11 protein-coding genes are annotated in these 13804 nt (G+C 57.5%); 7 read left to right on the forward strand and 4 right to left on the reverse strand.

Going from position 1 to position 13804, the window contains the following annotated elements; genetic code table 11:
* Nucleotides 1-90 precede the first annotated feature (90 nt).
* Nucleotides 91-993, forward strand: a complete 903-nt coding sequence (locus ACP5OT_RS06520; protein ID WP_424675997.1) for an ABC transporter ATP-binding protein — start codon at nt 91-93, stop codon at nt 991-993.
* A gap of 18 nt (nt 994-1011) precedes the next feature.
* A complete protein-coding gene (locus tag ACP5OT_RS06525) occupies nt 1012-1941 on the forward strand; it encodes a hypothetical protein (protein WP_424675998.1) in 930 nt (309 codons plus the stop codon).
* On the opposite strand, the gene ACP5OT_RS06530 is transcribed toward ACP5OT_RS06525, so the two are convergent.
* The 4 genes from ACP5OT_RS06530 to mtnP all read right to left on the reverse strand — a co-directional run bounded on the left by ACP5OT_RS06530 (nt 1942) and on the right by mtnP (nt 6245).
* Entirely contained in the window at nt 1942-3909 is a 1968-nt protein-coding gene (locus tag ACP5OT_RS06530) for a monovalent cation:proton antiporter family protein (RefSeq protein ID WP_428111583.1), read from the reverse strand.
* Nucleotides 3910-4512, reverse strand: coding sequence for a nitroreductase family protein (locus ACP5OT_RS06535; RefSeq protein ID WP_424676000.1), 603 nt, complete (start codon nt 4510-4512; stop codon nt 3910-3912). It lies immediately after the preceding gene.
* Between the two features lie 104 nt (nt 4513-4616).
* Complete coding sequence (gene cofE, locus ACP5OT_RS06540) at nt 4617-5372, reverse strand: coenzyme F420-0:L-glutamate ligase (protein WP_424676001.1); 756 nt, start codon at nt 5370-5372, stop codon at nt 4617-4619.
* Nucleotides 5373-5378: 6 nt separating this feature from the next.
* On the reverse strand, nt 5379-6245 hold the full coding sequence (gene mtnP / locus ACP5OT_RS06545; RefSeq protein ID WP_424676978.1) for an S-methyl-5'-thioadenosine phosphorylase: 867 nt from the start codon (nt 6243-6245) through the stop codon (nt 5379-5381).
* Nucleotides 6246-6598: 353 nt separating this feature from the next.
* Between mtnP and ACP5OT_RS06550 the strand changes: the two genes are divergently transcribed.
* From ACP5OT_RS06550 to ACP5OT_RS06570, 5 genes are all read left to right on the forward strand, one after another.
* On the forward strand, nt 6599-9898 hold the full coding sequence (locus ACP5OT_RS06550; protein WP_428131693.1) for a BTAD domain-containing putative transcriptional regulator: 3300 nt from the start codon (nt 6599-6601) through the stop codon (nt 9896-9898).
* Between the two features lie 96 nt (nt 9899-9994).
* Complete coding sequence (locus ACP5OT_RS06555; RefSeq protein ID WP_424676981.1) at nt 9995-11536, forward strand: acyl-CoA synthetase; 1542 nt, start codon at nt 9995-9997, stop codon at nt 11534-11536.
* 47 nt (nt 11537-11583) lie between these two features.
* Nucleotides 11584-12651: an alpha/beta hydrolase gene (locus ACP5OT_RS06560; protein ID WP_428111588.1), complete on the forward strand. Its 1068-nt coding sequence runs from the start codon at nt 11584-11586 to the stop codon at nt 12649-12651.
* 24 nt (nt 12652-12675) lie between these two features.
* Entirely contained in the window at nt 12676-13464 is a 789-nt protein-coding gene (locus ACP5OT_RS06565) for an alpha/beta fold hydrolase (protein WP_428111590.1), read from the forward strand.
* Nucleotides 13461-13736: a MaoC/PaaZ C-terminal domain-containing protein gene (locus tag ACP5OT_RS06570; protein WP_428131696.1), complete on the forward strand. Its 276-nt coding sequence runs from the start codon at nt 13461-13463 to the stop codon at nt 13734-13736. Before ACP5OT_RS06565 ends, ACP5OT_RS06570 begins: the two co-directional genes overlap by 4 nt.
* Nucleotides 13737-13804: the final 68 nt, after the last annotated feature.

The raw sequence follows: 13804 nt of genomic DNA on the forward strand, positions 1-13804 counted from the left end.
GCGAGCTGTTACCCAATCGCTGCAAACCGCCACTATGAGCTATCACTCGTTGTGTTATCATAGCAGCGAAAAACTCAACGAGAGCCTGCTATGTATGCGATTGAAACGTTTGAACTCACCAAACGCTACGGCAAACGACTCGCTGTCGATCAGCTCAATCTCACCGTGAACAAAGGGGAAGTTTTTGGCTTCCTCGGCCCCAATGGCGCCGGCAAAACCACCACGATTGCGATGCTGTTGGGGTTGGTCAAGCCGACGCACGGTCGCGCAATGGTGCTCGGCTACGATGTGCAACGCGAACCGATGCTGGCACTGCGGCGAGTAGGTGCGATGATCGAAGCACCGGCGTTCTACCCCTACCTGAGCGGCACCGATAACCTGCGGGTATTGGCGCGCGCCGGTGGGATTGCGCTCGAACGTGTCCCGCAGGTGCTGAAGATGGTTGAGTTGAGTGATCGAGCGCGTGATAAGGTAGCGACCTACTCACAAGGTATGAAACAGCGACTGGCCATTGCCGCGGCCTTGCTCCCCGATCCCGAGTTGATCATGCTCGACGAACCAACCAACGGCCTCGATCCGGCGGGAACGGTTGAGATTCGTAACCTTATCCGCGAACTCGCCGCCGGTGGCCGCACGATCTTGCTGTGCAGCCACTTGTTGCACGAGGTCGAGCAACTGTGTCAGCGCGTAGCGATTATGAAAGAGGGAAAGCTGATCGCTATCGGTGAAGTCGCTACACTGTTACGACGTGGTCAGAGTGTGCGGGTACGAGTAGCAGGTGATCCGGGGCCGGCAGTGAGTATCTTAACCACGTTACCTTGGGTTGGTAGCGTTACCGTCCAAGGGGATGCCATTTTGATCGATACCGCCACCGAACGGACTGCTGAGATTAATACCTTGCTGATTAAAGCCGGCATTGTGGTAGCCGAGATTGGCGCCGGTACGAATTCGCTGGAAGAGTTTTTCTTGACGGTAACCAAAGCCGAGCCATAGAGAGAAAGTCGTTCAGGTATGAACACGGAAATCTCTCCTTTGAGAATATTTGGTCAGATGCTGGCCGCCGAATGGGTGAAGATTGTCCGGCGGCCGATGGCGCATCTCCTGCTTGGCATCTTTTTGTTCCTTGCCACCTTACGGGAGACCCTATGGTTTTTGGTAGTTGCCTTGCAAGAAGGGTTATTTAGTGGTGGTGAAATCACCTTTGGTCTGCTTAGTCCGGCGGCTATCGATCAGATAAAACTCCAATTGAGCTTACCCGGCGTGTTTGGGGCGATGTTCGGTGAAATCAACGGCACCGGCGGGATACTTGCTGTCATTTTAGCGGCCGGTCTCTTTGGTAGTGATTTCAATTGGGGTACCCTGCGCGTTTTGCTTACCCGTATGCCCAATCGAACGATCTATCTGTTGGCAAAAGTGACGGCCCTACAACTGGCCTTACTTGCCGCCATGGCGATAACACTATTCCTCGGTACGGGATTGGCGTTGATTTTCGGTGGGCTGCTCGGTTTGCCACAGCGCCTTAGCGTAATCGATCTGCTGTTGGTGCCGGTCGGGATGCTACGCGCGCTCCTCGTCCTCTTACCCTACACGTTGATCGCGTGCGTCGGCGCCATCGTGGGCCGTTCGGTCATCGCCGGCGTCAGTACCGGCTTGATTTTTCTCGTGTTCGATGTGAGCGCCGGCTCGCTTAACACGATTGGCGCCATCGATCCGTTTATCCGCTCGTTGGTCAATCTGCTTTTGCAGCCAAACATTAATCGCCTCATTATCGAGAACAGTCGTATGTTCGGTCTCGACCAGAGTGTGTTGACTTCAGCTCTCGACACTGCTCTGCTTCCACCGCAGTGGCAAGCGCTGATCGTGATCCTCGTCTACAGCTTGATCTTCGGCTACAGCGCCTATCGCACACTGAACCGCCAAGACATCGGCGGGGCAAGCTGATCACCCAATCCGCAAACTCACCTCCCGCAAGCTCTCGGGTTTACCGACGACGGTAATCTCGTCGCCGCAGCGCAAGCGCGTATAGCCGTGCGGGACAATCGCCTGACCATCCCGACTAATCTCGAGCAAGAGGACGTCGGCGGGTAAGCGTAAATCGCGTACCAGTCGCCCGTCGACATCACGATTGGTGACGGTCATCTGCACCACATCATAAACCGGGTCGGTATGCAACAACAGCGACAGTGATTGCGGTGCGCGCACGGCTTGCTCGAGCAGATTCACCATCGCAGTGGCCTGATCGACGATGATCGCACCTAACTCATGAAACTCTTCACGCAGGTCTTGCCGGTTCAACCGCACAATCAGTCGCGGCACTCCAAATTTCTCGAGTGCAATTCGGCAGGCACGCAGATTGTCTTCATCATTTGACAACAATGCCACTACAGCATCGGTCGAGTGGTCAATCAGGCCACGCAACGTTTCCAGACTGACTTCCGGGATATGACGCTCATCAACATCTTCGGCAGCCAACCGGCGCACGTGATCGAGGTCGGTATCGGCGACACGCACGCGCCAACCGCGCGAACTCAGTTGGCGGGCCAGCGCAATCGATTGCTGTTCAATCCCAAGGATCAGCACATCACGCACATCTTCACGAATACCCGGTTCGGGCAAGTTTGCCTCGCCTAGCCGCTGCAAAGCAAACCGTAACGTCAACGGACCGGCAATCTCGTTGAGCACAATCACCGCAATAATCAACGTGGCGAAGGCTTCACCTAATCCCGGCAATAGGAGCGAAGACTCGCGGGCCAGACCAAGCGCGATCCCGGCTTGGGTGATGAGGCCCAGCCAGAGCAAGCGACGAAAACGAATCGGTTCACCGGCAAGCCACAAACCGAGATTACTCCCCAGCCAAAGGGCCAGTGCCCGCACCACAAACAACACAGCCGCGAAGATCGGCGCAGTCAGCAAAATATCGAGCTTTAGACCAAGACCGGTAATGGTGAAAAACGCCACATAGACGACCGGGCCAATGTCGTGCAACAATTCAGCAAACTCATCACGGTAAGGCGAGAAATTGGTGATCAGAAAACCACCGATTAACGCAACCAGTAACGGTTCGATCACCAGCTTGATCGGCCAGTTTGCTGCGGAAAAGGCTTTCAACCACGCTGCACCGGCAAAGATGGCATAACCAAGGGCGACGATCAGCGCCAGTTTCAGCCAGCGCGACCAACCTTGACCTAACACCTGTTGTAATAACCAACTGGTACCAGCCCCCAGCACCCCTGACAGCACCAAATCGAGGAGCAAAAGAGCCAGAAACACCAAATTCACGCCACGCTGCTCAACCAACGCTACCGCAAACGACGAACTAATGGCAAAGATGACGATAATCGCAACATCCATCGCAATCGTTATTCCCAAGATCAAGCGCGTTGCCGGACCGCGGGCACGTAGCTCTCTAATCACGGCGATGGTCGAGGGTGGCGACAGGGCTAGTAGGATCGTCCCACCTAACAGTGCAACGGCAATTTTGTCACCGATAGCCAAACCCTGGGTAAACGGAATCAGATCAAGCAGCCAAAAGAGCGACCCTCCGATCAAGCTCAGAGCAACCACGATGATCAACCCAAGCGACCACAAGATCGACCGCAAGCGATTGACCAAATCCTTGTAAAACAACTCGCTACCGGCCACAAACGCGATCACCGCTAATGCGATTTGGTCGATAAACCGTAGCGAATCGCCGATATTCGAGGGTAACAGTTGCAAACCGAATGAACCGACCAACACACCGGTAAAGAGATAACCGGCGATATAAGGTAAGCGAAGGCGGGAAAACCATTCACCGATCTGGTGCGAAGCCAAACAGATAACGGCAAAACCGGCGAGATAGATTAACGCTTGCAATAACTTCTCCTCCTGAAAGCGACGAAAGTCAACGAGGCCATTAACCTCCTTCACCTACTGCCACTGTACGATCAACTCGGCAAGACTACGACGCGGTCGCCGCTTCGGTTCTTGGGCCAGATACCCAATCGGGATCAAGGCTTGTGGATGCAAGTCGTCAGTTAGGTGCAGTGCGGTACGAACGGCATCGGGAGCAAACAACGGCGCGCACATCCAACCGGCGGCTAAACCAAGGGCAAAAGCTGCCAAGAGCATATTCTGCACGGCACAACCCAGACTCTGGATTGCCATCGTCGTTTCGGCAGCTTGCCGTTCGGGATCGGGATAGGTATCGAGATCGTTCAGATACAGGCAGGGAATGATAATGACCGGTGCATTCAGTACTCGTTCCCGTGAGCGTCGCAGACGTGCTTCGACGGTAGCCGGATCGTGACCATCGAGGGTCAGATGGTACCGCCATGCAGCACCCATTGCATCGACCAATACCCGCTTACGCTCAGCAGTCTCAACCACGACAAATCGCCACGGCTGACGACCGTGCGGCGACGGCGCCCAGCTCGCCGCGGTCAAAATCTGTTCAATCGCCGCTCGGGACGGCGGATCGGGTCGGAATACGCGCACCGTGCGCCGGGTCTGAACAAGCGTGAAGAAATCCATAGATGTACCGTGTGGATACAAATAAGCGAGGGTTGACAACAGCGGGAAGGGTCTGACAAGCTGTTGGCGAGACTCCTTCCCGACTTACTATCACTCAAGACGTACTAACGGAACAGATCGAAGCGTGGATCACGGATCAAGCGTCGAGCAGTAGCCGTCTCGCTGGGACGATAGGCAAAACCGCGAACCAGCGCTGCCGGCACCCGATCAATCTTCCCCATCACCAATTCAGCGGCAGCGGCCAACTCATCGGCAACGGCGATCAGGGTGGCCTGCATCGTATAGCCGTAGGGATCGGCAATACCGGCAAAATCGTGTAATGGCTCCATACCGGCCACACCAATCGCTACATTGACCTGTCCCTCGCGCCATGGCCGACCAAAGGTGTCGGTGATAATCACCGCCGGCGCATGATCGTAGCGGGCTGCCAAGGCGGTACGTAGCGAGGCAGCACTTGCATCGGGATCAAGCGGCAACAATGCCAACCGTCGTCCGCCATCAATGTTCGACTCATCAACGCCGCTGTTGGCGCATACAAAGCCGTGGTGGGTTTCGGTAATGAGGACGCCGTTCGCCATCTTAACGATCCGCTTACTCTCACGCAAGACCACCTCTTGATAGTGAGCATCTTTCTTGGCAGATCGGGCAATCTGCTGTGCAAACGGTGATGGCTCAATCGTTGCCGGATCGACCAAACGACCTTCGGCTTTTGAGACGATCTTTTGGGTGACAACCACAATGTCGCCCGATTCCAGACCGCCAACGGCATCGATAGCGGCGGCGAGAATAGCCGCCAGATCATCACCCGGCCGCACCTCGCCGATTCCACGAAGGGGTAGAATCCGGACTTCACCCTGCATAATGCCTCACGACCAATAGCGGCCGGCAATCGGCGCTAACCGTTCTTTGATGGCGGGCGGAATGTAATCGGGATGGGTGACGATAGCATGACGCAACGCATCGTGGGCCGGACTGGTAAAGGTTTCATCGATCTGGGCCACGGCCAACCGCACGATCTGCTGAGAAAGGGCTACATTCGCACTCAGCACCTTGATCACCTGATCGGCGGTAACTGCATCGTGTTCCGGGTGCCAGACATCGTAATCGGTGACCATCGCCAAGGTCGCATAGGCAATCTCGGCCTCGCGCGCCAACTTCGCTTCGGGCAGCGCCGTCATACCGATCAGGCTGTGGCCGCGCCGCCGATTCTCTTCACTCTCGGCCTTGGTCGAAAACTGAGGCCCCTCCATCACCACCAACGTCCCGCCTTGATGCACCACCGCGCCGGCGGTTTGCGCCGCGTGCAAGAGAATATTGCTCAGATTGGGGCAGAAGGGACGGTCAAACGCTACATGGGCTACGACCCCACCTTCAAAGAAGGTGGCGGGACGGATGCCTTTAGTCCGATCGAAAATCTGGTCGGGAATAACGGCGTGACCGGGAGCGTAGTCCTCGCGCAGCGAACCGACAGCGCTCACCGAGATCAAAGCGCGCACTCCCAACAGCTTGAAGGCATAGATATTGGCCCGCGCCGGCACTTCGCTCGGATTGAGGCGATGACCACGACCATGACGAGGCAGGAACGCTACCCGGCGACCTTCCAACTCACCAATGACAAACGCATCACTCGGATCGCCGAATGGCGTCGTGAGGCGCACTTCTTCGGGATTCTTGAGATCAGGCATCGCGTACAGTCCACTGCCACCGATCACACCGATCATTGCGCTACTCATAGCCTGTGCTCCTTTGTTCAGAAGACTACGCCGCTATGAAGTATACCGTAGGTGGCGGAGAATAGGCAAAGGGGGTCAGGGATGCACACCAAGCAGGTGGGAATAGCCACAAAGATATGCAAAAGGCACAAAAATCGTCTGTTTTTGTATCGTTTCTACCGCTCGCAATGACAATAGAAGCGGCGGCGCTTCCCCAAAATCTTTGCGCCCTTTGCGCCTTCGCTCCTTTGCGTGAAAAATCTCTGCGCCCTCTGCGGGGTCGGACAGCCGTCCGGCTCTACGGCACCTTTGCGCCCTTTGCGCCTTCGCTCCCCTTTGCGCTGCTGGTATAATACTCGGTACCATCAGTGGCCATGTATCATCATACCGCTATGGCGGGTGAGGAGACAGTGTTGTTGCAGGCTAAAGTCACGCCACCGCGACCACACCGCTACCGACTGGTCCGTCCGGCGGTGACGGCGCGACTCCGCGAGGCGTTTGATTACCGGGTAACCCTGGTACAGGCCGGGGCCGGCTATGGCAAAACGACAGCACTGGCCGAGTTAGCGACGAGCATGGCGCCGGTGTGTTGGTATACCATCGGCGAAGATGATCGTGATCCGGTCACATTTCTTACCTACTTGACGGCAGCATGTGCGCCGGTGCTGCCGCAAGGTGTTCCCGACGTACTGGCGATGCTACAGGCCCGGCCCGCCGACCGCACGGTATGGACGCGCATGCTCGACGAGTTGCTGAATGCGCTGGCAGGTGTTACACCCAAACCCACCCTTCTTATTCTCGATGACTACCATTTTGTCACTGTTTCGGCGGAGATTCGAGCCTTAACCGAACGGTTAATTACCTACGCACCGCCGTGGTTCAGTTTGTTGATCGCCACCCGCTACCCGATTGTCAGTGGCGAATTGGTACGCTGGCGTGCGCGCGGTGAGGTGCTCGAATTACACCGCGAAGCTTTGTCCTTTACCCGCGACGAAATAGCTGCGCTCTTCACCGAGGTTTTTGGCATCGTGCTGAGCGACACCGACATCGATCTACTCAGTCACCAGACCGAAGGATGGCCCATCGCACTGCAACTGGTCTGGCAAGGACTACGTAGTAGGCAGGTGCGGAGCGTGGCCGAGGTATTAGCAGACAGCCCAACGTCTTTGGCGGCACTGTTTGACTTTTTAGCGTCGGACGTACTGGCTCGACAGCCACCAGAGATTGCGGCCTTCTTACGGGACACAGCCCCGTTGCGGGTCTTAACAGCGGCAGCGTGTGACGCAGTACGACAGGCCCATGATAGTGCCGAGCTACTCGCCCAGGTGCGTGATCGCGATCTCTTTATCGTCGAGCTAGGCGACGAACACTACCGCTATCATCACCTCTTCCACGACTTTTTGCGTCAGCAGATTCGGCATGACCCCGATATCGCAGAGCGACACCGCCGAGCAGCGCGACATTATACCGCCATCGGTGCTGCCGAAGAAGCGATCCATCATTGGTTTGCCGCCGGTGAAGGCAGCATCGCTGCCGATGCAATTGAAAGCGCCGGCGAAGAGGTGTTGCGCAATGGTCGGCTCGACACGTTAGCCGATTGGATTGACCCCCTCCCGGCCGAGATCATCGCCGCGCGGCCACGGTTGCAATGCTACCTCGGTGATCTGTATCGGTTACGTGCTCGCTTTGATGAAGCACGGCGCTGGTACCTCCAAGCCGAAGCGACGAGTCGGCAGCGCGGTGATCGGGCTGAATTGGCCCGCGCTTTATACGGATTGGCGCAGGTTTATATCGATCAAGTGCAGCCATCCCAAGCCGAGAGTGTGTTGCAAGAGGCGCTACGGGTGAGCGAAGGGCTCGAAGATCATCTGGCCCGCGCCTGCGTACTGGAGTTGCTGGCCGAAAACAAGCTGAATATGGGACAGCCGGCTGAAGCGGAAGCCTTGCAGCAACAGGCTCAACAGTTGCGTGCGGCAAGCCCTGCCGCCGATTTACTGAGCGCACGGGTTAAGCTGCGTACCGGCCAGCTTGCCGCAGCACGTGCCTTACTACAGGCGTGGCGCGATCATGAACGAATTGTGACGGCACGCGGTGTAACTCCAGCCCCACGAGGGCATCGTGAAGCAGTGTTGGTACTAGCATTGATCGCCGCATTTGAGGGCGATCCTGAACAAGCACTGGCTTTTGCTACCGAAGGGGTACAGGTCGGGTTTGAACGTAACTCACGGTTCATCACCTCGGTCGCATATGCGCGAATTGGTCATACGTGGTTGTTAAAGAGTGCAACCGAGGGCAGCGCAGCACGCGCGCGTGCGCTCGATTATTACCGGCAAGCATTAGCCGAAGGTATGGCATTGGGCGTAGAACGCTTACGGGTAGAACCACTCTGGGGGATGACCCGTCTCTACGGCCTGGCCGGTGATCTGGCCGCTGCCGAGAGCGCTGCCGCCGATGGACAAGCCTTTTGTCGCTGGGCCGGCGATCTCTGGTTAGGTGCAATGATCCAGATTCAACGTGGGGTGAGTCATTTGCTGGTCGGTGAGGTAGAGCGGGCGCCGGAGCTGTTGGTAACGGCACGTGCCGATTTACGCGCTTGTAGTGACCGATTTGGTCAGGCAGTAGCAGCGCTCTGGCTGGCGTTAGGGTATCACGAGTTACGACAAGAGGCAGCAGCAATCGCTGCCATCGTCGAGGCTCTAGAGTTAAGTGCAACGCACGGCTACGACTATCTGTTTACACGACCTACGTTTCTTGGCTTGATCGATCCACGCCGGGTATTGCCAATCTTGTTGGCGGCACGTTCGCGTGGTCATCATCGCGAATACATCGACCGGTTATTATCGATCCTTGGCCTGCGCGGCCTCGATGTGCATCCCGGCTATCAGTTACGGGTCCAGACACTCGGTGGCTTTCGCGTGTGGCGTGGCGATCACGAGATCGAGGCTCGCGAATGGCAGCGCGACAAAGCTCGCCAACTCTTTCAGGCACTAATCGTCCATCGCGATCGGTGGCTGCAACGTGAAGAACTCATCGAAATGCTGTGGCCACACCTTGGGCCAGAAGCGGGAATCCGCGATTTTAAAGTGGCGCTCAGCACCCTCTACCGCGTCTTAGAGCCAAGCCGCACCGATGTTCTCTCGGCGTTCATTGTGCGTGATGGCAGGGCGTATCGCCTGCGTCCGAACGCCGACATCTGGCTCGACTGTGCCGAGTTTAGTATCGGTTGCGCGAGAGGTCTCCACCTCTTCGATCACGGGCGGATTACTGAAGGCATCCAACAACTGCAAACCGCTTTACAGCTTTATCAGGGAGATTTCTTACCCGAGGCACTCTACGAAAGTTGGGCCATTGCCGAACGCGAACGATTGCGCAATACCTTCTTGCGTAGCGCAGATCGCCTGGCCCAGTTTCTAGCCGAGCAAGGTCGCGACGACGAGCTGATTGCGCTATCTGAACGTATCCTCGTCTCCGATCCGTGCTGGGAACGGGCCTACCGCTTTCTGATGCTGGCCTACGCCCGGTGCGGGAACCGCGCCACTGCCCTGCGGATGTTTCAACGTTGCAGTGAAACGCTCGCCCGCGAGCTAGACGTCGAACCGGCGCCGGAGACCATTGCCTTTGCCGAGCGACTCCGTCACGGTGATCCCATCTTACCCCCTGTTACCGATTTGTAACTGTACCGCAACCTCTCGTTGCTACCCTAAGCAGCAAATCCCCGGTTGTACGCTGCGCGTGTGCGCATACCGCGGCGGTGACGCCGCACGGAACACATGGATGTGATGAACCTTGGCGATTGGCTTGGTCGGCGCGCACTGTTATCACCGCATACGGTGGCGTTGTTCGATGCCCAACACGACATGCGCCCGATCACCTACGGCGAGTGGAATGCAACGGCGAATCGCACAGCGCACTTGTTACGCACATTAGGCGTCGAACGTGGTGATCGGGTAGCCACACTAGCTCAAAATTGTGTCGATCTCCTCGATCTCTGGTTTGCTTGTGGCAAAATTGGCGCCATCTTGCAACCACTCAATTGGCGATTAACCCCCACCGAGCTGAGCGACTTGATCGCCGACGGCGAGCCGCGTGTCTTAGCCTACGGCCCTGAATACACCGCAGCCACCCTCCTGCTGCGAGAACGGACTACTTCTGTCACCCATTGGCTCGCCATCGACGGTGCTGCACCGGCGCTTCCACACGATCCGGTCATAACCCAGCGTGATACGCTTTCCGCTACCTATACCCCGGTTGAATTAAGCTGGGATGACCCGTGGGTCATTTGCTACACCGGCGGCAGTACCGGCACGCCGAAGGGTGCTATTCTCACCCATCGCAGCATTGCCGCCAACGCCGTCAATACGGTGATGAGTTGGGGGCTGCGACCCGACGATGTCGCTATTCTCAACGCACCGCTCTTCCACACCGGCGGCTTGAACGTCTTCACCGCACCACTCGTCCAAATCGGTGGTGCCTCGATTGTCTGCCGCAGCTTCAACGTCGATCAGGTCTTCGACTTGATCGATCACGGCCCGGCCACCCTCTTCTTTGGCGTACCGACGATGTTTATCGCTATGCAACAGCACCCACGCTGGCCGACGGTTGATTTTCGTCGTATGCGGATCGTGATCAGCGGTGGCGCCCCTTGTCCCGAACCGATCTTCCACGCCTTTTGGGAACGCGGCATCGATTTCAAGACCGGTTACGGTCTCACCGAAGCCGGCCCCAACACCTTTTGGCTACCACCGGAGCTGGTGCGCGTGAAGCCGGGCGCGGTCGGCTACCCGCTGATGTTCATCGACCTGCGGGTCGTCGCAGCCGATGGCCGGCTCTGTGGTCCCGACGAGATCGGCGAATTGCAGATTCGCGGCCCACACGTCTGTGCCGGCTATTGGCGGCGGCCGACCGAGACGGCGGCAGCTTTCGTCGATGGTTGGCTGCGCACCGGCGATCTAGCCAGCTTTGACACCGATGGGTGTTATCGCATCGTTGGTCGGTTGAAAGACGTCATCATCTCCGGCGGCGAAAATATCTATCCTGCCGAAGTTGAGAGCGTCTTAGCCGGTCATCCGGCCGTCGCCGAAGTAGCATTGATCGGGATGCCCGACCCGCACTGGGGTGAAGTCGGGTGGGCGGCAGTCGTTGTACGACCCGGCAGTAGCTTCGCTGAACAAGACCTGCTCGCGTTTGCCGGCACACGACTGGCCCGCTACAAGCTGCCGAAACGGATTATCACCCTTCCTGAATTACCTAAAACCGGAGCCGGCAAGATTGACAAACAAGGTTTGAAGCGGATGTTTCAACAAGGGACATAACGACCGCATTATGCGATTGGCAGTGGTTTCATGGAACGGAGCGTAATATGAGCAAGATTCCCACCCTCCCCGGGATTACCTCGACGATGGTTCAGACGCCACGGCTGCAGATGCACGTCTTAAGCAATGGCCCGGCTGACGGCGAGCCGATTCTCTTCATTCATGGTAATGCCTCGTCGGCCACCTTCTGGGAAGAGACAATGCTGGCTTTGCCAAGCCGCTTCCGTGCCATTGCGCCTGATCTACGCGGTTACGGCGAGACCGAAGACCGCTTGATCGACGCGACACGCGGTTGTGGCGATTGGGTTGATGATCTGCTGGCCTTGCTCGACACGCTCGGTATTGAGCGGTGTCACGCGGTAGGGCATTCATTAGGTGGAGTGGTACTCTTCAATCTAATCGCCGCAGCACCGCAGCGCATCATCACTGCTACCCTCGCTGCACCGGGTTCACCTTACGGTTTTGGTGGCTGCAAAGGGTTCAATGGCGAACTCTGCTGGCCGGACGGAGCCGGATCGGGCGGTGGCACCGTGAATCAGGCGTTTGTCGAGCGGATGGCTGCCGGTGATACGACGGAAGAGGCCGGTCCGGCTGCGCCACGGGTGGTTATGAATACCTACTACTGGAAACCGCCCTTTCGACCAGCCCGTGAAGAGGCGCTGTTGGCCTCGATGCTGAGTGAGAAGGTCGGACCGCAACGCTATCCCGGTGATTTCAAACCCTCGCCCAATTGGCCAGGTGTTGCGCCGGGCGTATGGGGACCGATTAACGCCATCTCACCCCTGTATGTCGGTAATGCGGTCGAACGTTTCCTCGCCGCCGATCCCAAACCACCCATCCTTTGGATACGTGGGGCCGATGATCAGATTGTAAGCGATATGTCGCTATTCGATGTTGGTACGCTCGGTCAGCTTGGCGTATTGCCCGACTGGCCCGGTGCTGAGCTGCATCCACCGCAACCGATGATCGGCCAGACCCGTGCCGTCCTCGAGCGTTACGCGGCTGCCGGTGGCCGCTTCCGAGAAGTGGTCTTTGCCGATTGTGGTCACACACCATACATCGAAAAAGCTGACGATTTTAACCGCGAATTTCATGCGCATGTGCAGCAGGGTTAAGCCGTAGTGCCGAAGGAGCGAACAATGCCAACGGTACAGGTAGGTGATCTGACCGTGCACTACCTTGAAGCCGGTAGCGGCGAACCGGTTATCTTTGTACACGGCAACTGGGCAAGTAGTGGTTGGTGGCTACGAGTCCTCGAACGCCTTCCAGCCGGGTACCGCGGCCTTGCTCCCGACCTCCGCGGACGCGGTGCCACGCAAGGCCCCGACAACGACTATCTGATGTCATCGTTGGCCGCCGACCTCTGGCACTTTGCCGATGCATTACGGATTGAGCGTTGCCATTTGGTCGGTCACTCGTTGGGAGCAGCAGTTGTGCTACAAGCGGCCCTCGACCAACCGACGCGGGTCGCCACGCTCGCTGTCCTCGCACCGCCGTGGGTTGATGGGATGCCGGATGAGATCTATCAACCGGATCGCCAGCAACTGCTGAAAGACAACCCCGATTTCTTTGCCCAAGCGATCAAGGCGATGGCGCCTACTGCCCCTGAAGATGACTTGTGGCGTGAACTGGTTGCAATTGGGCATAGCCAGCGGCTCAGTGCAGCTAACGGCGCGATCAACGCTTTGCGTGCTTGGAAGCCGGGCAACACGCTGCGAAACATTGGCGTGCCGGCGCTGGTGATGGGTGGCGAACTTGATCCGCTCGTCACCACGGAGACAGTTAAACGCGCCGCAGAAGCGTTAGGGGTTGAAGCCCAGATCATTGCCGGAGTGGGCCATTCGGCCAACCTCGAAGCACCCGACCGGTTTCTGGCGCTGCTCGTACCGCATTGGGCTAAAGTGCGGATTGAAGGAGGAGGGGCATGACAGCACTTCCGATTGGCACGCGCTACAGTCGTAAGCACACCGTTTCCCAAGCTGATATCAATCGGTTTGCAGCGGTAAGCGGCGATACAAACCCGATCCATATCGATCCTACCGCTGCCGCAGCAACGCGGTTTGGCCGCACCATTGCCCACGGTATGCTGCTCTACGGTTACATCCGGGCGGCACTACGTGTGCTCGTGCCAAGCGGGGTACAGCGCACACAAACCCTCAGCTTGACGGTAAGACGGCGTGCAGTGGCGAGACAGTGCTAGCTATCGAGCATGGATAACGTCGTCAACATCCAACGAGACAGGCCGGTTGTCACCCTTACGCTTAACTG

It is taken from the genome of Chloroflexus sp., from assembly GCF_049970315.1.
Lineage (GTDB): Bacteria > Chloroflexota > Chloroflexia > Chloroflexales > Chloroflexaceae > Chloroflexus.